Source organism: Providencia sp. PROV175, from assembly GCF_032707045.1.
Taxonomy (GTDB): Bacteria; Pseudomonadota; Gammaproteobacteria; order Enterobacterales; family Enterobacteriaceae; genus Providencia; species Providencia hangzhouensis.
Genome location: NZ_CP120533.1, coordinates 4,115,969 through 4,138,297, shown reverse-complemented (window position 1 = coordinate 4,138,297; position 22,329 = coordinate 4,115,969). Strand labels below are relative to the sequence as shown.

Sequence of the window (22,329 nt, the reverse complement as noted above, 5' to 3'; positions counted from 1 at the left end):
GGAAGGAACGGCATGACAGAAACTGTAAAAACATTGGCAACGGAAATTCAAACCACAGTTGATCGCCTGGTACAGCAATTTGCTGAAGCAGGGATCAAAAAAGGTGAGAATGACTCTGTTAGCCAGTCAGAAAAAGAAGCTTTACTGAGCCATTTAAACCGTGAACAAGGCGGGGTAGCGGGTCAGCCAAGCAAATTGACACTACAGCGCAAAACTCGTAGTACGCTGAGTGTCCCCGTCACCGGTGGCAAAAGTAAATCGGTAAATGTCGAAGTCCGCAAAAAACGCACTTATGTGAACCGTGATGCTGAAGAAGCAAAAGCGGAAGAGCAGGCGCAGCGTGAAGCGGAAGAGCAGGCACAGCGCGAAGCTGAAGAACTGGCACAACGTCAAGCAGAAGCAAAACGATTAGCAGAAGAAACAGCTAAACGTGAAGCGGAAGAAAAGGCAAAACGTGAAGCCGAAGAGAAAGCAAAACGTGAAGCAGCAGATAAAGCTACGCGCGAAGCAGCGGAAAGAGAAAAAGTGAAACCAAGCGAAAATCAACAAAAACCAGGCAAAGCTGTAGAAAGTAATGCCGACAAACAACGCCGTGAAGCTGAAGCTGCGGAGCTAAAACGTAAAGCTGAAGAAGAAACTCAGCGCAAAGTTGAAGCAGAAGCACGTCGCGTAGCTGAAGAAGCACGCAAAATGGCAGAAGAAAACGGTGAAAAGTGGACTGCTGAAACGAAAACTGAAGAAGACAGCGATTATCACACAACAACTTCAACGCACGCTCGTGCAGCTGAAGATGAAAGTGATGAGAAAGAAGAAGGCCGTCGTTCACGTAATCGTACTGCAAAAGCACCTCGCCAGAAGAAAGGTAATAAACTTTCTGAAAAAGCAGATCGCGAAGAAGAACGTGCCGCAGGCCGTTCGGGTCGCAGCAAAGGTAAGCAACGTAAAGGTAGTTCTTTACAACAAAGCTTTACTAAACCAGCAGTTGCGGTTAACCGTGATGTTGTGATTGGTGAAACAATCACTGTTGGTGAACTTGCTAATAAAATGGCAGTAAAAGGTTCTCAAGTCATCAAAACGATGATGAAGATGGGCGCAATGGCGACTATCAACCAAGTGATTGACCAAGAAACTGCACAGTTAGTTGCAGAAGAAATGGGTCACAAAGTTATTCTGCGTCGTGAAAACGAATTAGAAGAAGCGGTAATGAATGACCGTGATACAGGTTCTGCACTTCAAGAGCCACGTGCGCCAGTTGTGACCATTATGGGTCACGTTGACCATGGTAAAACCTCTCTACTTGACTACATTCGCTCAACGAAAGTGGCATCAGGTGAAGCGGGTGGTATTACTCAGCACATTGGTGCTTACCACGTACAAACTGATAAGGGTATGATTACCTTCTTAGATACCCCAGGTCACGCCGCGTTTACTTCAATGCGTGCTCGTGGTGCTCAGGCAACGGATATCGTTGTTCTGGTTGTTGCTGCAGACGATGGTGTTATGCCACAAACAATTGAAGCTATTCAGCATGCGAAAGCAGCGGGTGTACCAATTGTTGTTGCAGTAAACAAAATTGATAAACCAGAAGCTGATCCAGACCGCGTTAGAAATGAGCTGTCTCAGTACGGTGTTATTTCTGAAGACTGGGGTGGTGATACTCAGTTCATCAGTGTTTCTGCTAAGAAAGGTACCGGTATTGACGAGTTGCTCGATGCTATCTTGCTGCAAGCTGAAGTTTTAGAACTGAAAGCGGTATATGCAGGCATGGCAAGTGGTGTCGTTGTTGAGTCGTACTTAGACAAAGGTCGTGGCCCAGTTGCAACAATCTTAGTTCAAGAAGGTACACTGAACAAAGGCGATATCGTCCTGTGTGGTTTCGAATATGGCCGTATTCGTGCAATGCGTAACGAATTAGGTAAAGAAGTTCAGTCAGCAGGCCCTTCAATGCCTGTTGAGATCTTAGGCTTATCTAACGTGCCTTCAGCGGGTGATGAAGCTACCGTTGTACGTGACGAGAAAAAAGCACGTGAAGTTGCCCTGTATCGTCAAGGTAAATTCCGTGATGTTAAATTAGCTCGCCAGCAGAAATCTAAACTGGAAAACATGTTTGCTAACATGGAAGAAGGTAAAGTGTCTGAGCTGAACATCGTTCTGAAAACCGACGTACAAGGTACTTGTGAAGCAATTACCGACTCTCTAATGAAGCTGTCGACTGATGAAGTTAAAATTAAAATCATCGGTTCTGGTGTAGGTGGTATCACTGAAACTGACGCAACATTAGCTGCGGCATCGAATGCTATCATCTTAGGCTTCAATGTACGTGCAGATGCTTCTGCTCGTCGCGTGATTGAAAGTGAAAGTGTTGACTTACGCTACTACTCTGTTATCTATAGCTTAATTGATGAAATCAAACAAGCTATGAGCGGTATGTTAGCGCCTGAGTACAAACAGCAAATTATTGGACTTGCAGAAGTTCGCGATGTATTTAAATCACCGAAATTCGGCGCGGTTGCTGGTTGTATGGTCACTGAAGGCACCATCAAACGTAATAACCCAATCCGCGTATTACGTGATAACGTGGTTATTTATGAAGGTGAGCTAGAGTCACTACGTCGCTTTAAAGATGACGTCAATGAAGTTCGTAACGGTATGGAATGTGGTATCGGCGTTAAGAACTACAACGATGTTCGTGTAGGCGATATGATTGAAGTTTTCGAAATTATTGAAGTTAAACGTTCTATTGACGGTTAATTTTGTGAGTACCCACGAAATGTCGTGGTGAGAAAACAGTATGAATGAGGGGGCGCTTGCCCCCTTTATTGTCAGGAGATATAACGATGGCAAAAGAATTCAGTCGTGCACAACGCGTTGCGCAAGAGATGCAAAAAGAAATTGCGATCATCTTACAACGTGAGATCAAAGACCCACGTATTGGTATGGCTACCGTTTCAGGTGTCGAGTTATCTCGCGATCTCGCATACGGTAAAGTCTTTGTGACCTTTTTCAATATCGCTAACGATAAAAGCGAAGAAGAAATGGTTGCAGATGGCATTAAAGCATTAAATGAAGCATCAGGCTTTATACGTTCATTAATTGGAAAAGCAATGCGTTTGCGTATTATTCCTGAGTTAACATTTGAATATGACAACTCTCTTGTTGACGGTATGCGGATGTCTAATTTAGTGTCAAATGTGATCCGCGATGATGAAAAACGTCGTGCGGATGTTAGTGATAAAGAGGAAAAATAATGGGGCGTCGTCGTAGCGGCCGTAATATTGACGGCGTAGTGCTGCTGGATAAACCCACGGACATTTCTTCAAATGATGCGCTGCAAAAAGTGCGGCGCTTTTTTAATGCCAATAAAGCTGGGCACACGGGGGCACTTGACCCTCTCGCAACAGGTATGTTGCCTGTTTGTCTCGGCGAAGCGACGAAATTTTCCCAGTTTTTACTCGATTCAGATAAACGTTATCGCGTGATTGCACGTCTTGGGCAACGTACTGATACGTCAGATTCACATGGCGAAATTATTAGTGAGCGTAACGTAGAGTTTACACAGCAGCAACTAGATGATGCTTTAGAATTTTTCCGCGGTGATACATTACAAGTTCCTTCAATGTATTCAGCGTTGAAACACCAAGGTCGTCCGTTGTATGAATATGCGCGTAAAGGGATTACAGTTGAGCGTGAAGCTCGCCCAATTACAGTGTATGAATTGCAGTTTATTCGTTTAGAAAATAATGAATTAGAACTGGAGATACACTGTTCTAAAGGAACCTATATTCGTACAATTATCGATGATTTAGGTGAGATGTTAGGCTGTGGTGCGCATGTGATTTACCTGCGTCGAGTGCAAGTGGCTAATTACCCTTATGAGCGAATGGTAACATTAGAACAATTAGCTGCTTTACGGGCAAAAGTAGATGCGGGTGAAGGTTCTTTTGAGTCATTACTCGACTCTCTATTGTTGCCAATGGATACGGCAGTCGTTCATTTTCCAGCTGTAAATATTACAGAGGAAACAGCGGCTTATTTTAAGCAGGGTCAACCTGTGCGAGCCGCAGTCCAAGGCCTTGAAGAAGGCTGTATGGTCCGAGTCACTTGTGGCGCAGAGCATCGGTTTATCGGTATTGCTCTGGTGAGTGAAGATGGCCGTATAGCACCGAAGCGTTTGGTTGTGGAAAATGAACAGTCCGTGTAGTGGCGCTTATTGCTTTGCTGCCTTAAGCAGCGTAGAATAGCGGCGCTTAATCTTGAGATGCTAAATTAGAGATTGGCTCTCATCACTTACATTAATCATTTTGGAGTTTATTATGTCTCTAAGTAATGAAGCGAAAGCTAAAATCGTTGCTGAGTTCGGCCGCGGTGAAAATGACACTGGTTCAAGCGAAGTTCAAATCGCTCTGCTGACAGCACAAATCAACCACCTGCAAAGTCACTTTGCAGAGCACAAAAAAGATCACCACAGCCGTCGTGGTCTGTTGCGTATGGTTGCTCAGCGTCGTCGCTTACAAGCTTACTTGAAAGGTAAAGATATCGCGCGTTACACTGCTCTTATCGAGCGTTTAGGTCTGCGCCGCTAATCTTACTCTAGATAATTTGAGTTGCAGCTAGGCGACAAATGAGTGAGTTACTAGGTACATACATGAGTATGTGGCTAGTACGAGTGAATGTAGTCAACAACGTTGCAACTTGAAGTATGACGAGTAGAGTCAGTTTCAGAGAAAAGGGGCCAGAGGCCCCTTTTCTTCTAAAAGTTATTTTGAAAGTTGAAGTAATACTCGAATTATACTTAACTTAAATGCTAAGCTATAAATCGTAGTGAGTTGTTTTTATTAATGCCTCTTCGCTACATCCGATTCGCGCGGCTAATGAGAGAATTGATCACTAGAACATCAGTATTCTCATTAGTCGCGAGGCTGTAGTAGGAAGAGTAAACCAATGCTCCCTGAGAATCTCAGGTAGCCTTACAAAAAGGGTAATATAGTGTTAAATCCTATTGTTCGTAAATTCCAATATGGTCAACATACTGTTTCGATTGAAACCGGTATGATCGCACGCCAAGCATCTGCTGCTGTTATGGTTAACATGGATGACACTGCAGTATTCGTGACTGCAGTTGCACAGAAAAAAGTGAAAGAAGGTCAAGATTTCTTCCCTTTAACTGTTAACTATCAAGAACGTACATATGCAGCGGGCCGCATCCCTGGAAGTTTCTTCCGTCGTGAAGGTCGTCCTGGTGAAGGCGAAACGTTAATCGCACGTCTGATCGACCGTCCTCTACGCCCTCTGTTCCCAGAAGGTTTTTATAACGAAATTCAAATCATTGCGACCGTTGTATCTGTTAACCCACAAGTTAACCCAGATATCGTTGCGATGATTGGTGCATCAGCGGTATTAGCGCTGTCAGGTGTTCCATTCAATGGCCCAATCGGTGCTGCACGTGTTGGTTTTATCAATGACCAATATGTTCTGAATCCTACAGCAGACGAACTGAAAAACAGCCGTTTGGATTTAGTGGTTGCAGGTACTGATAACGCGGTATTAATGGTTGAATCTGAAGCTGATTTGTTGAGCGAAGAGCAAATGTTAGGTGCAGTGGTATTTGGCCACGATCAACAACAAGTTGTTATTCAGAATATCAATGAATTAGTGAAAGAAGCGGGTAAAGAGAAATGGGATTGGCAGCCAGAGCCAGTTAACCAAGCTCTTCATGACCGTGTTGCACAATTAGCTGAAAGCCGTATGGGCGATGCTTACCGCATCACTGAGAAACAAGAGCGCTATGCGCAGGTTGACTTAATCAAAGAAGAAGTCACTGCAGTATTAGTTGCTGAAGACGAAAACGTTGATGTTTCTGAAGTTGCAGATATTTTAGCAAGCTTAGAAAAACAAGTTGTTCGTAGCCGTGTTATCCGTGGTGAGCCACGTATCGATGGCCGCGAAAAAGATATGGTTCGTGCACTGGACGTTCGTACGGGTGTTCTGCCACGTACTCACGGTTCTGCGTTGTTTACTCGTGGTGAAACTCAAGCACTGGTAACTGCAACTTTAGGTACAGAGCGTGATGCACAGGTTATCGACCAATTAATGGGCGAATATACTGACCGTTTCTTATTCCATTACAACTTCCCTCCATACTCTGTCGGTGAAACTGGCATGGTGGGTTCACCAAAACGTCGTGAAATCGGTCACGGCCGTTTAGCGAAACGCGGTGTGTTAGCTGTGATGCCTGACCACGCAGATTTCCCATACACTGTACGTGTTGTGTCTGAAATCACTGAATCCAATGGTTCATCATCAATGGCATCAGTTTGCGGTGCGTCATTAGCACTGATGGATGCTGGTGTGCCAATTAAAGCCGCTGTTGCAGGTATTGCAATGGGGCTGGTAAAAGAAGGCGAAGATTTCGTTGTTCTGTCTGATATCTTAGGTGACGAAGACCACTTAGGTGATATGGACTTTAAAGTGGCTGGTAGCCGTGAAGGTATCAGTGCACTGCAAATGGACATCAAAATTGAAGGGATCACGCGTGAAATTATGCAAGTTGCCTTAAACCAAGCAAAAGGTGCGCGTTTGCACATTCTTGGTACGATGGAACAAGCAATCAATGGTCCACGTGAAGAAATCTCTGAATTTGCTCCACGTATTTACACTATCCGTATCAATCCAGACAAAATCAAAGATGTCATCGGTAAAGGTGGTTCTGTGATCCGTGCGTTAACGGAAGAAACAGGCACGACTATCGAGATCGAAGATGACGGTACTGTGAAAATTGCAGCAACTGATGGTATTAAAGCGAAAGAAGCAATTCGTCGTATTGAAGATATCACAGCAGAAGTTGAAGTTGGCCGCATTTACCCAGGTAAAGTAACCCGTATTGTCGACTTTGGTGCATTTGTTGCGATTGGCGGCGGTAAAGAAGGTCTGGTTCATATTTCTCAAATCGCGGACAAACGTGTTGAGAAAGTGACTGATTACCTACAAATGGGTCAAGAAGTTCCTGTTAAGGTATTGGAAATCGACCGTCAGGGCCGTATCCGTCTTAGCATGAAAGAAGCGGTAGTAACTGAAGAAGCAAGTGCACAACCGCAGGACTCAGCAGAGTAAGCTGACTTAACAGCGCTCTATTAAGTTAGGGCGCTATCAGCCTAAATTTGCTGAAACCATCATTTGTAAAGCGTGGTAATGTAAGGGCGGAGTATGTTGAACAGTATCTGTCTTCGGGTGAGAGATTATCGCACGTTACCGCGTGTGCTCTTGGCGCTTATCTTTTTTGTTATTATTGGATGTAGTAGCAAAGATTGGCGAAAGAACGAGGTATTTGCCGTTCCACTTCAACCTTCATTGCAACAAGAAGTGATACTGGCTCGTATGGAACAAATCCTTGCGAGTCGGTCTTTAACCGATGATGAATACGCACAGCTTTTATATGAGCGCGGTGTGTTGTATGATAGTCTCGGTTTAAGGGCGCTGGCACGTAATGATTTTTCAACTGCGTTAGCCATTCGTCCTGATATTCCTGAAGTTTTTAATTTTTTAGGGATATATTTTACGCAGGCAGGCAATTATGATGCTGCCTATGAAGCGTTTGATTCTGTTTTAGAGCTTGATCCAACTTACAATTTCGCGCGAATGAATCGTGGCATCGCATTATATTACGGTGAACGGTACAAACTAGCGCAGGATGATCTGCTGGCGTATTATCAGATAGATCCAAATGATCCTTTTCGTACTCTGTGGCTTTACCTCGTAGAGAAAGACATAGACCCGCGTATGGCGCAAGATAATCTTGCTGCCCGCTACAACCAAGCGGAGAAAGGGCAATGGGGCTGGAATATCGTAGAATTCTATCTTGGCAATATCAATGAAAATACATTGATGGAGCGTTTGAAAGAAACATCTACGGATAACACTTCGCTCGCTGAGCATCTCAGTGAAACTAACTTCTATTTAGGTAAGCATTACCTAAGTCTGGGGGATAAGGATAGCGCAGTTGCGTTATTCAAACTGACGGTAGCTAACAACGCTCACAGCTTTGTTGAACACCGCTATGCATTGTTGGAATTGGCGCTGTTAGGCCAAGAACAAGACGACCTTTTAGAATCGGGCCAGCAATAGCTGACGAACATTTCATGATAAATTTTTAAGTCATCATCCCTCGGGGTGACGGCCTATTTGTTCGTTTAATAAACACAATTTGAGCCAGTTCACATTTTAAATGAAAATGACCGAAATGATTTTCGCATGGTTATGTAAACTGGCTGCCATTATGTATGAGGCACCTTTACATGACTACTGAGACCGATATTTCTTTTGCTGAGTTAGGTTTATCAGCATCTATTTTGACAGCACTAAATGACCTAGGATATGAAAAACCATCACCAATCCAACAGCAATGTATTCCATTGTTAATGGATGGCAACGATGTATTAGGTATGGCACAAACAGGTAGCGGTAAAACTGCTGCGTTTAGTTTGCCATTACTGCATAACATCGACCCAGATTTAAAAGCTCCGCAAATTTTAGTCCTTGCACCAACTCGTGAGTTGGCTGTTCAGGTAGCGGAAGCAATGAGCGATTTCTCTAAACATATGAACCGCGTTAACGTTGTTGCCCTGTATGGTGGTCAACGTTATGACGTACAATTACGTGCACTGCGCCAAGGACCACAAATTGTTGTGGGTACACCAGGCCGCCTTCTGGATCACTTAAAACGTGGCACGTTAGACCTCTCTAAATTAAAAGGCTTAGTTTTAGACGAAGCTGATGAAATGCTGCGTATGGGCTTCATTGAAGATGTTGAAAACATCATGAGCCAAATTCCAGCTGAGCACCAAACTGCGCTGTTCTCTGCAACAATGCCTGAACCAATTCGTCGTATTACACGTCGTTTTATGAAAGACCCGAAAGAGATTCGTATTCAGGCTAGCATTACCACTCGTCCAGATATTGCTCAAAGCTATTGGACTGTGTACGGCATGCGTAAAAATGAAGCGTTAGTACGTTTCTTAGAAGCAGAAGACTTTGATGCAGCAATTATTTTCGTGCGTACCAAAAATGCAACATTAGAAGTGGCTGAAGCGTTAGAACGCAATGGTTACAACAGTGCTGCACTAAATGGTGACATGAACCAAGCACTGCGTGAGCAAACTTTAGAGCGCTTAAAAGATGGTCGTTTAGATATCTTGATCGCAACTGACGTTGCAGCGCGTGGTTTGGACGTTGAGCGTATTAGCTTAGTTGTTAACTATGACATCCCAATGGATGCCGAGTCTTACGTTCACCGTATTGGCCGTACAGGCCGTGCGGGTCGTGCAGGGCGTGCGTTACTGTTTGTTGAGAACCGTGAACGCCGTCTGCTACGTAACGTTGAACGTACGATGAAACTGACTATTCCTGAAGTTGAATTACCAGATGCAGATCTGCTGAGCCAACGTCGTCAGGCGAAATTTGCTGAGAAAATTCAACAGCAATTAGAAAGCAGCGATTTAGACCAATATCGTTCACTGTTAGCAAAAATGTCTCCATCAGAAGATGTAGATATGGAAACTTTAGCCGCAGCATTACTGAAAATGGCACAAGGTGAACGTGCTCTGATCCTGCCACCAGATGCGCCACGTCGTCCACGTCGTGAATTTAATGATCGCGATGATCGCCGTGGTGATCGCCGCAACAGCAACGGCAATGGTTTTGACCGTGCAGAACGTGGTGAGCGTGGCGGACGTCGTGAGCGTCGTGATGTCGGTGATATGGAAATGTACCGTATTGAAGTTGGCCGTGATGATGGTGTGGAAGTTCGTCACATTGTTGGTGCGATTGCTAACGAAGCGGATATCAGCAGCCGTTATATCGGTAATATCAAATTGTACGGAACGCACTCGACAATTGAATTACCAAAAGGCATGCCAACTGACGTGTTAACTCATTTAAGTCGCGCACGCATTTTGAATAAACCAACTCAAATGCAGCTGATCGGTGATGCACAACCGTTCGAACGTCGCGGCGGTGGTGAGCGTCGTGGTGGTGGTCGTCGTGATGGCGGCAGCGAAGGTGGCTTTGGTGCAGGTCGTCGTAATGACCGTGGCGGTGAGCGCGGTGGCGAACGTCGTAGCGGTGGTGAGCGTCGTGGCGGTGGTAACCGTGACCGTGGTAACTCTGCTCCACGTCAAGATGGTACTAATGCAGCACCTCGTCGTCGTAGCAGCAGCCATAACGCGTAATTGCTAGGTTTTAGGGAAGTTATTCCCTAATAAAATGAAAACCCGCACTTCTTGGAAATGCGGGTTTTTTGCTAGCCATTTTTACCTAAGTATGTAGTAGCGATAAAGCGTTTTTTCTAAATCTTGTGCTGTACTGATAAAAAGTAGGATAACAACGTTATTTGTTTGCATATCAAATTCATATAAACAACGATATTGGCTAGTTATATCGATTCGCTCCCGAATTAGTAGACCATTATCGGCTAACATTTGATTTGGGCGATAACGCTTTGGATCTTCTGATATTGCTCTAACGGATGATAAAAGTAGCTCATCAACAAACGCGGCTGCTTGAACACTGCTCATAAAATTGATTTTAAACGATTCTACATCCTGTAGTGACCATAATGCAGTTTCTGCGAGGGTGACCGTATAGGGTTGTTCCATCACAATTTCCTTTCATTATTTTCTTGCTGCACGTAATTTTTCTAGCGCTTCTTCTGGTGATAAGATTCTCTTATTTTTAACATCATCTTTTGCTGCCATCACCAATTTTAGCAGCGCATTTGCTTGGCGCTCTCTTTCCCTTTCTTTTAGCTCTATTTCACGTTCTTCACTTGTTTGGATAAACAGCTCAGATTGCCCATTTTTTGTTACAAAAACGCCGCCCTTAAAGAGCTCAGGGTTACCAAGGCCTTCACGTGCTGCTTTTTGCGACATTGTATTAGACATATTTTGTTCCTATAAATAGTGAACACACAACCCAGAATAACGTATTGTGTATTTTTTGAACTTATATTTCTGATTATAGAAAAAATCAGTTAGATGTACAAATTTATTATTAATTTATACACCAAGTTTGTGCGTAGGAAGTTGAAGCGCGACTCAAACTAACCCCAATGCCTCTTTTAGTGGCTTGAGATAACGGCGGCTGACAGGTATATGTTCACCGGAACTGAGTACCAACTCGGCTTGTCCACCGTCGCCAAACAGAATTTCATTTAACTGAGTCATGTTAACCAAATATTGGCGATGGCAGCGCACTAAAGGTGTACGAGTTTCTAATGTGCGTAATGTGAGCTCAGTAAAGCCTTCTTGCCCTTGTGTGCTCATTACATACACGCCACTCATACGTGAGGTGGCATATAGCACTTCATCAAGCTTCATCAAATAGATGCGGCTATGGCCAGTACAAGGGATAAATTTGAGCGGATCATTGTTGCTGAGCAGTTCAAGGTTCTGTTTTTGCTTACCTTGACGTAGGCGGTTTAAGGTTTTTTTTAATCGCTCTGTTTCAAGGGGCTTTAACAAGTAATCAAATGCATGCTCTTCAAAAGCTTGGATGGCAAATTCATTAAAAGCGGTAAGAAAGACGATATAGGGGCGGTCTTCTGGATCTAACATACGTACCATTTCAAGGCCAGTTAGGCGCGGCATTTGAATATCAAGAAAAACCACATCAGGCTTTTTTTTGTGAATGACCCCAATCGCTTCAATCGCATTTGCGCATTCACCGATAATTTCAATATCATCGTGTTCTTCAAGTAGGCAACGCACATTTTCCCGTGCAAGAGGTTCGTCATCAACAATCAATACATTCATAGAGGTAATTTAATCATTATTATGTTGTAGCCAAATAAGGCAGGCGAATTTTCATTCGAGTGAATTTTTCTGGCTCATGTTCTACGCTGATACCATATTGTTCACCATATTTTAAACGTAAGCGTTTATCGACTAGCCCCATTCCTAAGCCATCGGACTTTTTAGTGGGCTTGTATAGCCCCGCGTTATCTTCTATTTCGATGTAGACATGTTCACTGCCGATATAACTACGTATTGTAATATATCCTGTTTCTAATAACTGTGAGGTGCCGTGTTTAATTGCATTTTCAACCAGTGGCTGCAGGGTAAATGCTGGAAGTTCAACCTGTTTGACTTCATCTGGGATCTCAATATGAATTTGTAAGCTTTCTTGAAAGCGGGCTTTTTCTATCTGCAAATAGGCGTTGATATGTTCAATTTCTTCACCAAGCGTGGCATTTTGTTCAGGTCGTTTTAAATTATTGCGGAAAAATGTCGAAATATATTGCACAAGCTGGCCTGCTTGCTGGCTATCTTTGCGGATCACGGCTTGCAGCGTATTGAGTACATTAAACAAAAAGTGGGGGTTCACTTGCGCATGAAGTAGTTTAACTTCAGATTGTAACAGTGATTGCTTATTGCGCTCATATTGACCCGCAAGAATTTGCGCGGAAAATAAGCTGGCTATGCCTTCACCAAGGGTACGATTTATGGAGCTAAATAGGCTATTTTTCGCTTCATACAGTTTAATTGTACCAATGACTTTTTCATTTTCCCCGCGTAATGGGATCACTAATGCAGAACCGAGTTTACAGGTGGGGCTTAATGAACACTTGTAAGGCGTTTCATTGCCATCGGCATATACAACTTCATTATTCTCAATAGCTTGCCTTGACTGACTCGACGAAATCGGTGTTCCCGGGCGATGGTGATCAGCGCCAATACCAATAAATGCGAGTATTTTTTCACGATCAGTGATGGCGACGGCGCCAATTTCTAGTTCTTGATAAATAATCTTGGCAACTTTCATACTGTTATCAGCATTAAAGCCTTTACGCAGAATTCCTTCAGTGGTTAAGGCGATTTTTAGCGCCTGAGCAGAGAATGCAGTTGTGTATTTTTCAACAATAGCGCGGCGGTCGAGTAAAATACGAATAAACATAGCTGCGCCAATCGTATTTGCGATGACCATAGGTGCAGCGATATTTTTAACAAGTTCGAGGGCTTCATCGAAAGGTTTTGCCAACAATAAAATAATTAGCATTTGTATGATTTCAGCAATAAAAGTGACACAGCTGGCAATCATAGGATTAAAAATTTTATTAATTTCGCCACGTTTCATAAAGTAACGATGAACTAACCCGCCAATCAACCCTTCAACAATCGTTGAAACCATACAGGCAAATGCACTCATACCACCCAATGAATAACGATGCAAACCACCGGTAAAACCAACGGCAAAGCCGACAGCGGGGCCGCCTAATAGGCCCCCAAGCACGGCACCAATGGCGCGAGTATTGGCAATAGAATCATTGATATGCAAACCAAAATAAGTACCGATAATGCAAAATACTGAGAAAATCAGGTAGCACATCACCTTGTGAGGTAAGCGAATAGTGACTTTAAGTAATGGGGTAACCAGCGGGGTACGACTGAGGACCCATGCGATCACTAAGTAGACGCACATTTGCTGGAGGAGGAGTAATATTAAGTCAAATTCGTACATGCTCGTCATATTTCACATTCTGGGGGTGTTGACTACGTTCAGCTCCTTGGGTCACATACTTGTGTATGCTCCCCAAGCTATCTTCTCTTGTCGCCTACCCATAATGCGAACTATTTAGAGCATGGCTCGTCATGCTTCACATTCTGGGGGTGTTGACTACGTTCAGCTCCTTGGGTCACATACTTGTGTATGCTCCCCAAGCTATCTTCTCTTGTCGCCTACCCATAATGCGAACTATTTAGAGCATGGCTCGTCATGCTTCACATTCTGGGGGTGTTGACTACGTTCAGCTCCTTGGGTCACATACTTGTGTATGCTCCCCAAGCTATCTTCTCTTGTCGCCTACCCATAATGCGAACTATTTAGAGCATGGCTCGTCATGTTTCACATTCTGGGGGTGTTGACTACGTTCAGCTCCTTGGGTCACATACTTGTGTATGCTCCCCAAGCTATCTTCTCTTGTCGCCTACCCACAATGTGAACTATTTAGAGCATGATACGTTGTGGGATTTTTATTTTGTGGCGGAATTATTTATTCTTGCTATCTATTATTAGTCTTTATTCGGCTTGAAATTATATCGTAAGTCACTGGTTAAGTAATCGACATTTGAGAAAAGTACACTCATCAATATTTGACATAAGGCTGAAATCGCTTCAATATTAGTCAATGACCTACCTTTTCGTGATCTTGCGCACGAATTTATTAACGCTGTATTTAACTTTCTTGTCATACTCTAGGGATGGTAGTTTCCCCCGTTATTATTTAAGGTTCACATAAATAATGAAAAAAAGAACAATAGCACTGATTTTGCTGATGCTTATCTTAATAGCAGCAGCGGCACTTTTTCATTCCCATAACCAATATTTATTGTTACAGGGGGAAGTAGATGCACCTGAAGTTATCGTAACCTCGAAAGCAAAAGGGCGGGTGATTGAGCGCCATATTGAGCGTGGTGATGATGTAAAACAAGGGCAACTTCTCTTAACATTAGAAAGCCCTGAGCTACAGGCGCAGTATGCAGCATCAAAAGCGGCAAGAGACCAAGCAAAGGCGCAGCTAGAACTCTCTATTAATGGTACTCGCGAAGAAACTATTCGTGATCTTCAAGCCACCTTGGCACAAGCCAACTCTCAATATCAAAATGCCTCTCGTGAATATGCTCGTTTAAGTAATTTAAAAAACAAAGGGTATGTTTCAGAGAATGAGTTAGATAACGCACGTAAGGCCAAAGAAGTAGCATTTTCGCAAGTTCAAGGGGCAAAAGCACGGTTAGAAGAAGGCTTACATGGTGACCGTATTGAATTACGTCAGCAATATGAGGCGGCGCTTGACCAAGCAGAACAAAAATTGGCTGAATTGCAAGTTCAGGTGGATGATTTGCAAGTTAAAGCCCCGGTTGATGGGGAAGTAGGACCTATCCCCGCTGAAATTGGCGAATTATTTAATGCAGGAAGCCCTTTGGTTTCATTAATACGCCTGCCGCAAGCTTATTTTGTCTATAACTTGCGTGAAGATATTTTAGTTGATGTGAAAAAAGGCGATAAAGTACAGCTGGATATCCCAGCGTTGGGTAATAAGGTGGTTGAAGCTGAAATTCGTTATATTGCACCAAAAGGTGACTATGCTACTAAGCGAGCAACACGTGCAACGGGTGACTTCGATTTAAAAACATTTGAAATTCGCTTATATCCTGTAGAGCCGATCGAAGGGTTAAGGCCTGGCATGAGTGTGTTATGGCACTGGGATAAGTAAAAGGTGTTGCCATGAAATTTAAGTTCGCTTGGCACGGTTTTGAGCACGCCTTTAGCCGTGAAACCCAAATGGCTATTCGTAGCCCTGTTTTTCATTGGTTAAGTTGGCTGTTTCCATTAATGCTGTTTACGTTAGTTAGCGCTAACTTTTCAGAGGGGACATTAATGGATTTACCCGTTTCTGTGGTGGATGACAATCATAGCCCCGTGTCTCGGCAAATTATTCGTGACCTTAACGCAGGCCCGCACGCTGATGTAAAAACGATTGATGATAATTTGAGTACGTCATTAAAAAGACTCGGTAGTTCAAAAGATTACGCGTTATTGTATATTCCTCATAACTTTGAAGAAGATGTTTTACGGGGGCGTCAGCCAGAGCTGCGGATGTATTATAATGCGCTCTTTTATGCATCAGGCAGTTATGCGATTCAAGATTTTAGTGGGCTAGTGGCAGAGCTGAACGCGAAGTATCGCCAAGAAATGGCTAAGTCTATGGGAAAAGCATTGCCGCCATTAGCTCAAGTCACACTTTCTTATGACAGTTTGTTCAACCCGAGCGGTAGTTATATTTATTATCAACAGTTTGCTGCAACTATTCATATGCTACAGCTATTTGTTGTTACCGCAACAATCTACACCATGTCACGAGGTTCTACCTTACAAAGTGTTAAACCGTTTGTCATGGCGTTACTTGGGAAGTTAGCTCCTTACACCTTATTTTTCAGTATATTGCTTGCGGTAGAGATTGCGGCACTAGTCACTATTTTTGATGCTAAAGTGGTAGGGAACCCGTTATATATGATTGTATTAGGGTTTTTCTATGTGATAGCAGCGCAAAGTATCGGTTTATTGCTGTTTAGTTTTACCTCAAGTGCCATCATGGCGTATAGCTTGATAGGGATGCTGGTGAGTATCGCCTTAGCCTTTTCGGGTATGGCTGTGCCTGAGCTATCAATGATATTACCTGCACAGATTATTTCGAATATTGAACCACTTACACATACATTGAATGCTATGTTTGATATTTTCTTGCGGGAGATTTCTTTTACTCGCATCGTTCAAGTGTGTCTATTTTTATTGATTTACCCATTTGTGATTGGCTTTTTAATCCGTAAGCGACTAGTAAAACGGTTAGAAAACCAAGGAGGGGTTGTCTAATGGCTATCTATTTTGCAACCTTTCGTAAAGTGCTGCTGGGGATGTTGGAAAAACCGATGTGGCTGTTATTATTGGTTTCTCTGTGCGTTATGAGCTTAGTTTATGCCAAGCCTGTTCTTTGGGACTTACCTGTTGCAGTTATTGATATGGACCACAGCACAGCAAGCCGTGAGTTAATCCGTGATCTTGATGCGACGCCGAAGGTGCAATTGCAGAGTTATGATAACCTTGCTCAAGCTCGTCAGGATATGATTGCGAGAAAGTTATTTGCGATAATTATCATTCCAACAGATTTTCAACAACACTTATTGAGTGGTAAAAATATCACTGTGCCAGTGTATGGTGATGGCACCAACCGGCTAGCAAGTGGGCAAATTCAGCAAGAGTTATCAAAAGCCTACCAAACACTGCTCAATGCCTATAACACCCAGTTACTCACTAAAGCAGGCTATAGCCAAGAACAAGCGAAAGTGATTATTACCCCTATTCGCAGTGAAACTGAGCCACTGTATAACCCAGGGATCAGCTTCGCAGCAATCGTTTTTCCTGGCTTGTTAGTGATGTTATTACAGCACTCCCTGTTGATTGCCTGTGTGCGAGTCAGTATCGCGGTCCGTTCTACGCCGAAAGGAAAACCACCATTAGCCGTTTATTTAGGGGCGCTATCTGCTTTAATTCCGATTTGGTTATTTTTATCTACCGTATTTTTTGCCCTTTGGCCGTGGGTATTGGGTTACCGGCAAGAAGCGCCATTGTATGTGATTTGGATGTTCACGTTCCCATTCCTCTTGGCTGTTCTGGGGCTTGGCAAGTTAGTGACGGAATGTTTGCGCAGTGTCGAAATGATTTATTTAACTTTGGCATTTATTACGACCCCTGTGTTTTATATGTCAGGTACGATTTGGCCACTGCAAGCGATGCCTGATTGGGTTCGTATGATTGCATCAGCACTACCATCAACATGGGCCACAAACGCTATGGCAGGTCTTAACCAAATGGGACTACCGTTTAGCGATGTCCTGATGGATATCGTGATGATGCTGATTTTAGGGGTTATTTATACGGTCATTGGGGTATTTATTGGTATGCTCCGAGATGGCGAACTGCGTCATATTAGCCATATGTTTAACCGCTGGCGCAGGCATCGGCATTAATATTTAATCGTGTTTATGGTCTATTAGAAAAGGCGGCCTAAAGAAATAATGACTAATTAATCGACAAATGCTAAACTCAACTGCAATGTAGTCACAATGTAGCTACGTTTGATATGTGTAGGGGGATGATATGTCAACACTATTGAAAACAACAGATGTTCGTAGTCGAATTGATGAACAATTAAAAGCGGAAGCCACGAGTGTATTACAAGATTGTGGTTTGACTATTAGCGCAGCTATTCGTTTGTTTTTAGAACAAGTAGTTCAAGAGCAAAGAGTTCCCTTTGAAATCAAACGTAAGCAACCTTCGCTGAAAACTACACTAGCGTTGAAAGAAGCTAAAGCTATTGAGCAGCACTACGATTCAATTAACGAAATGATGGTGGAGTTAAGCAAAGTTGACTCAGAAGCCAAGTAATAAGCGAGCTAAGCAACCAAGGCAGGTTGCTTATACACCAACGTTTAAGAAGTCATGGGAACGATATAACCGAGCGGGCCGTAGGGATATGAATGCGGCTGTTCTCGTTATGGAAATACTGTTTTCTCAAAAAATAATACCAAAAGAATATCTTGACCATGAATTAGAAGGTCATGAATGGCAAGGAGCTAGGGAGCTTCATATTGGTGGTGATTTCTTACTGGTTTATCGCTTGTCAGATAAAGGTAATTTAATCACTTTCGTTGATATTGGTTCGCACAGTGAATTATTTGGTTAAGGTAATGAGCTATAGTTCGAGCTCATTACCTATTGTATATCAAGGCACTAGCAACAACCCTGCAATTTGTCGCCAATAACCATTACAGTTTTGGTTTACGATATTCAGCGGAATATCCCCATTTTCATTGGCTTTAAACTGTTTGATTATCTCAAGGGATTCTATACTTTCAGGGGAAATGCGCACAATATCTACAAGATCATGCATTGAATGCAGGTCATTGCCAAGGTTATAGCAAGCACCACTGAGCGTTTGAATGCCATTCAATGTAAACACCTGTTGTTGTTCTTGGGAAAGCACCTTGCGCCCTTGTGGGTAGTTTATACAGCAAGTTTCACACTCGTCTTTTTGCTTATTTTCAGAGCGCGCAGTAAAACAGCGTGCGGAATAGGCAAGTGGTAAGTGACCGTAGCTCATCACTTCAACATCAAATTTGCCACGAATACCGATGTCATCACATTGGTGAAGTAAATTGACTAGCCAATCACGAGAAAGTTCTACAGGCATACACCAGCGCACCATGCCTTGGCGTAAGAGAATATTTAAGGTTTGTGCGTTATAGCAATTCAAACCGTGGCCCGCGACAAAAGGAAGTCCTCTCTCGGCTAACATGTTGACCACACCAAAATCATGCGCTTCAACGAGAAACTCGCCATTATCAACTAACTTGCTGATCTCTTTAAGTTCTGAAGGTGCTTGAAGGAGAGCAAGGGTGCTCAGCACAATCTGTTTACCACTTTTCGCGAGTTGTTGTGCGAGTTCTATCCAATCATTGGGCTTCATTTCTCGACGTTTACTGCACACAGTCTCACCGAGATAGATAATATCGGCGTCACTTTGAACGGCGTGTTGATAAAAATCTTCCAGCGTTTGCTTTGGCCAGTAATAAAGAATAGATCCTAACGAGTACTGCATGATATTTACCTTTTAAATTACTGCCATTTACGATGATAGGCACCCAATGTAGTTTGGCTTCCTTCAGAAAGCCCACCTAATGCTTTTAGCCATTTAGGGTCGGTGACAAAGTTATTCGGGTTGGATTTGTAGCGGTCGATGGCTTGGCGCCAAATACGGGTCACTTCAGTCACATAAGCTGGGCTGCGCTGGCGGCCTTCAATTTTGACAGAGGTAATATTCGCTGCCATTAATTCAGGTAATAATTCAATGGTATTGAGGCTGGTGGGCTCTTCTAGGACATGATATTTCTGTTCATCGACAAGATAACGTCCTTTACATAGTGTTGGGTAACCGGCATTTTCATCTTTTTGGTAACGGTCGATCAACACATTATTAAGGCGTGATTCCATTCCTTCCTCAGTTTGTTGCCAACGAACAAAACGGGCTGGAGAGCATGCACCTACGGTATTTGGCGACTCACCCGTGAGATAAGAAGACAGATAGCAGCGGCCTTCAGCCATGATGCATAAACTACCAAAAGCAAACACTTCAAGCGGTACAGGGCTATTTTTGGCTAATTGTTTCACTTGGTGAATAGATAGCACGCGCGGCAGGACGACACGATGGACTTGAAAATTACGTTCATAGAAGCGTATGGCTTCAGTATTGGTCGCAGAGGCTTGAACAGAAACATGCCTTTCAATATGCGGGTATTTATTTGCCGCGTACTCTAACATTGCGATATCGGCTAAGATCAAGGCATCGGCACCGAGATCTGCAGCAAGATCGACGGAGTTTTGCCAACGTTCGTAACCATTAGGGTGCGCAAATGTATTAATCGCAATATGTAATTTTCGTTTACGGTTATGAATATAGCGCTCAGCTTCGTGCAGTTTTTTTTCAGTAAAATTGAGTCCTGCGAAATGGCGCGCATTGGTATCATTTTTTAATCCAATATAAACGGCATCAGCACCGTTATCGACAGCCGCTTTTAACGCGGGCAAATTCCCTGCTGGGCAGAGTAATTCCATTGTCCTATCCCTGTATAAAATTTAATAGCTGCCATTCTAGTCAACAGAACTGTTATAGATTTTGATTTAGAGCAGAGAAATTGTTAATGGATATCAGTATTCGTTAATTAAGGTTGTTAGGGAAATAAGGGGACTGGTGGGTAATAAAGAAACTGTATCAAATAGTAGAGAATAAGTTTATTAAATAGGGAAAATGAATTATTTCTGACTAAATTTTGAACATTAATTGGATGGTATGGGTAATTAGAAATAGTTTTTTATCAATGGAAAGTGAGAAATAAATATTGGCGGGATGGGCAAAAATTGATATAGGATCAAACCAATAATGTCATTTTTTGGCAAGATAACTTATCGTGAGTCAAATGTTAGGTTAATGACTTCAATAAATGGGGTTATTAGCGTTGAAAATTTAATCATCTAAATATGCAATATGTTACCCTAAATAATTCGAGCTGCTACTGCGGTTAAGTAGTTACACGAAAACGGGCAGACAATTACTACGGGAGTCAGTACTGTGTTAGGTAAAATTCGTTCTCAACTCATCACAAAAGGCCCTTCATTTTTGAAACTGCCTTTAAAAGTGACCCCATTCGCATTACAGCGTCAGGTTCTCGAGCAGTTGCTAAGTTGGCAATTTCGCGAATCAGTAAAAGAAGGGGAACTTGATTTTCTCGAAGACAAATGGCTAAAGGTTGAAGTTCGTGACTTAGCGTTAGTCTGGTTTATCAGTTTGCAAGATGGCCAACTGTCTGTAAAACAGCATGCAGAGGCTGATGTTAGTGTGAGTGGTAATGCGAATGATCTGGTACTGATCGCCGCGCGTAAAGAAGACCCCGATACGCTCTTTTTCCAACGTAGATTGGTGATTGAAGGGGATACTGAGCTCGGACTCTATGTGAAGAATTTAATGGATGCTTTCGAACTCGAAAACATGCCAGCACCGCTGCGTTTTGCTCTATTACAATTAGCCGATGTGATTAAAACCGTGCATGAAGCTGAGGGCGCAGAGCATAAATCGCCTGCGTTAACTTCATGCTAATTCGAGTTGAAATCCCTGTCGATGCAATGGGTATTGATAAATTATTGCGTGAAACGTTTCCAACTGAAGCGGAAGCTAACCTTGTTCAACATTTGCGTGAGGATGGTTTGTTAACTCTCGGGGTTGTGGCAACAAATGATGATGGTGAAGTGATTGGCTATGTTGGCTTCACACCCGTTGATGTTAACGACGAAGACGTACAATGGGTAGGTCTTGCGCCATTAGCGGTAAGTAAAGCGCATCAAGGCCAAGGGATCGCAGAAAAACTGGTCTATGAAGGGTTAGATAGCCTTAATGAGTTTGGTTATGGTGCTGTCGTTGTACTGGGAGATGAAGGCTACTATTCGCGTTTTGGTTTTGAACCGGCTTCAAGCCACGGCGTAAGCTGCCAATGGCCTGAACAACAGGCTCATTTTTTGGTTTGTGGCTTAGAAAATGGCGAAATCGGGGAACACCAAGGTTTGGTGACTTACTCTTCACACTTCAATAATTTATAGTTAGCTAAGTAGTCAGTTAAATTATCAGGCTGGTCAATGACCAGCCTTTCTTTTATCTTTTTATTCAGTTGCTTAACTTGATATTCTATTTTTGACGCGGCTGAGCGAGAACCAATAAAACAAGAAAATACCAGTTCTAGTGGTATTTTTCCTTTCAATGCTTTTGCCCCTGTTCCTGCCTTATGTTGCTCAAAACGACGTTGTACATCGGTGGTGATACCACAATACAAGGCGTTATTTTTCTCTCTTATTAAGTAAAGATACCAATCACTTTGTTTTGATTGTTTTTTTTCTAGGGTTGTTTTTATCATTCTGTGCTGATTTATAAGAAGAAAATATTAGGTTAACAACGAATATATTCGTTAAGTAAGATATTTATAACATATTAAAATTTAAATAAAAAATGATATAAAACTGTCACAAAGTTGTAACCTCAACCTAAGTTAATATTCAAATTATTTGAATAACTATAGCAAAATTAGCTAATTTTCTTTTCAAAATAAAGCGCATAATATGATCCATATCACAGAGGGATAGTAAAAATCCCAACTAAAAATCAATTTTACAAGAAGGTAT

General features: G+C 42.7%; 21 protein-coding genes. 14 read left to right on the top strand and 7 right to left on the bottom strand.

All coding sequences use genetic code 11. From position 1 onward, the window contains the following. Positions 1–12 precede the first annotated feature (12 nt). The 7 genes from infB to P3L44_RS18830 all read left to right on the top strand — a co-directional run bounded on the left by infB (position 13) and on the right by P3L44_RS18830 (position 10,223). Positions 13–2,751: a translation initiation factor IF-2 gene (infB, locus tag P3L44_RS18860; protein WP_094961650.1), complete on the top strand. Its 2,739-nt coding sequence runs from the start codon at positions 13–15 to the stop codon at positions 2,749–2,751. Between the two features lie 86 nt (positions 2,752–2,837). Further along, complete coding sequence (gene rbfA / locus P3L44_RS18855) at positions 2,838–3,248, top strand: 30S ribosome-binding factor RbfA (RefSeq protein WP_004905894.1); 411 nt, start codon at positions 2,838–2,840, stop codon at positions 3,246–3,248. Beyond that, positions 3,248–4,201 carry a tRNA pseudouridine(55) synthase TruB gene (gene truB / locus P3L44_RS18850; protein WP_272662144.1) on the top strand — a complete coding sequence of 318 codons (954 nt, stop codon included), beginning with the start codon at positions 3,248–3,250 and terminating at the stop codon, positions 4,199–4,201. Before rbfA ends, truB begins: the two co-directional genes overlap by 1 nt. Before the next feature lie 112 nt (positions 4,202–4,313). Then, on the top strand, positions 4,314–4,583 hold the full coding sequence (gene rpsO / locus P3L44_RS18845; protein WP_004905890.1) for a 30S ribosomal protein S15: 270 nt from the start codon (positions 4,314–4,316) through the stop codon (positions 4,581–4,583). Positions 4,584–4,986: 403 nt separating this feature from the next. After that, positions 4,987–7,110, top strand: coding sequence for a polyribonucleotide nucleotidyltransferase (pnp, locus tag P3L44_RS18840; protein ID WP_140171824.1), 2,124 nt, complete (start codon positions 4,987–4,989; stop codon positions 7,108–7,110). 93 nt (positions 7,111–7,203) lie between these two features. After that, positions 7,204–8,121 carry a lipoprotein NlpI gene (gene nlpI, locus P3L44_RS18835; RefSeq protein ID WP_226617020.1) on the top strand — a complete coding sequence of 306 codons (918 nt, stop codon included), beginning with the start codon at positions 7,204–7,206 and terminating at the stop codon, positions 8,119–8,121. A 170-nt stretch (positions 8,122–8,291) separates the two neighbouring features. Beyond that, positions 8,292–10,223, top strand: coding sequence for a DEAD/DEAH family ATP-dependent RNA helicase (locus tag P3L44_RS18830; protein WP_004905887.1), 1,932 nt, complete (start codon positions 8,292–8,294; stop codon positions 10,221–10,223). 81 nt (positions 10,224–10,304) lie between these two features. Here the strand turns inward: P3L44_RS18830 and P3L44_RS18825 are convergent, their stop codons facing one another. From P3L44_RS18825 to P3L44_RS18810, 4 genes are all read right to left on the bottom strand, one after another. Then, positions 10,305–10,649 carry a type II toxin-antitoxin system RelE/ParE family toxin gene (locus tag P3L44_RS18825; RefSeq protein ID WP_164456148.1) on the bottom strand — a complete coding sequence of 115 codons (345 nt, stop codon included), beginning with the start codon at positions 10,647–10,649 and terminating at the stop codon, positions 10,305–10,307. A 15-nt stretch (positions 10,650–10,664) separates the two neighbouring features. Further along, the gene (locus P3L44_RS18820; RefSeq protein WP_110591059.1) at positions 10,665–10,934 is read right to left on the bottom strand and encodes a hypothetical protein; all 270 of its coding nucleotides are present in this window, start codon (positions 10,932–10,934) and stop codon (positions 10,665–10,667) included. A gap of 153 nt (positions 10,935–11,087) precedes the next feature. Further along, on the bottom strand, positions 11,088–11,804 hold the full coding sequence (gene btsR / locus P3L44_RS18815) for a two-component system response regulator BtsR (RefSeq protein ID WP_140171823.1): 717 nt from the start codon (positions 11,802–11,804) through the stop codon (positions 11,088–11,090). A 19-nt stretch (positions 11,805–11,823) separates the two neighbouring features. Then, positions 11,824–13,509, bottom strand: coding sequence for a sensor histidine kinase (locus P3L44_RS18810; protein WP_094961673.1), 1,686 nt, complete (start codon positions 13,507–13,509; stop codon positions 11,824–11,826). Positions 13,510–14,290: 781 nt separating this feature from the next. Here P3L44_RS18810 and P3L44_RS18805 point away from each other — a divergent pair. From P3L44_RS18805 to P3L44_RS18785, 5 genes are all read left to right on the top strand, one after another. Continuing rightward, the gene (locus tag P3L44_RS18805) at positions 14,291–15,262 is read left to right on the top strand and encodes an HlyD family secretion protein (RefSeq protein ID WP_140171822.1); all 972 of its coding nucleotides are present in this window, start codon (positions 14,291–14,293) and stop codon (positions 15,260–15,262) included. An 11-nt stretch (positions 15,263–15,273) separates the two neighbouring features. Beyond that, on the top strand, positions 15,274–16,419 hold the full coding sequence (locus P3L44_RS18800; RefSeq protein WP_004905879.1) for an ABC transporter permease: 1,146 nt from the start codon (positions 15,274–15,276) through the stop codon (positions 16,417–16,419). Further along, on the top strand, positions 16,419–17,573 hold the full coding sequence (locus P3L44_RS18795) for an ABC transporter permease (RefSeq protein WP_004905877.1): 1,155 nt from the start codon (positions 16,419–16,421) through the stop codon (positions 17,571–17,573). Before P3L44_RS18800 ends, P3L44_RS18795 begins: the two co-directional genes overlap by 1 nt. A 130-nt stretch (positions 17,574–17,703) precedes the next feature. Continuing rightward, positions 17,704–17,991, top strand: coding sequence for a type II toxin-antitoxin system RelB/DinJ family antitoxin (locus P3L44_RS18790; RefSeq protein ID WP_004905876.1), 288 nt, complete (start codon positions 17,704–17,706; stop codon positions 17,989–17,991). Further along, on the top strand, positions 17,972–18,289 hold the full coding sequence (locus P3L44_RS18785; RefSeq protein ID WP_004905874.1) for a type II toxin-antitoxin system YafQ family toxin: 318 nt from the start codon (positions 17,972–17,974) through the stop codon (positions 18,287–18,289). Before P3L44_RS18790 ends, P3L44_RS18785 begins: the two co-directional genes overlap by 20 nt. Before the next feature lie 39 nt (positions 18,290–18,328). Here the strand turns inward: P3L44_RS18785 and P3L44_RS18780 are convergent, their stop codons facing one another. Together P3L44_RS18780 and P3L44_RS18775 are read right to left on the bottom strand one after the other, a co-directional pair. Next, positions 18,329–19,204 (bottom strand): U32 family peptidase, encoded by an 876-nt coding sequence (locus P3L44_RS18780; RefSeq protein WP_140171820.1) that lies wholly within the window; start codon positions 19,202–19,204, stop codon positions 18,329–18,331. Between the two features lie 17 nt (positions 19,205–19,221). Further along, entirely contained in the window at positions 19,222–20,217 is a 996-nt protein-coding gene (locus P3L44_RS18775; RefSeq protein ID WP_140171819.1) for a peptidase U32 family protein, read from the bottom strand. A 514-nt stretch (positions 20,218–20,731) separates the two neighbouring features. Here P3L44_RS18775 and P3L44_RS18770 point away from each other — a divergent pair. Together P3L44_RS18770 and P3L44_RS18765 are read left to right on the top strand one after the other, a co-directional pair. Continuing rightward, the gene (locus P3L44_RS18770) at positions 20,732–21,256 is read left to right on the top strand and encodes an SCP2 domain-containing protein (RefSeq protein ID WP_272662143.1); all 525 of its coding nucleotides are present in this window, start codon (positions 20,732–20,734) and stop codon (positions 21,254–21,256) included. Then, entirely contained in the window at positions 21,250–21,753 is a 504-nt protein-coding gene (locus P3L44_RS18765) for a GNAT family N-acetyltransferase (RefSeq protein WP_112308100.1), read from the top strand. Before P3L44_RS18770 ends, P3L44_RS18765 begins: the two co-directional genes overlap by 7 nt. Here P3L44_RS18765 and P3L44_RS18760 read toward each other — a convergent pair. After that, entirely contained in the window at positions 21,726–22,064 is a 339-nt protein-coding gene (locus tag P3L44_RS18760) for a GIY-YIG nuclease family protein (RefSeq protein ID WP_140171817.1), read from the bottom strand. The genes P3L44_RS18765 and P3L44_RS18760 overlap by 28 nt on opposite strands. Positions 22,065–22,329 lie beyond the last annotated feature (265 nt).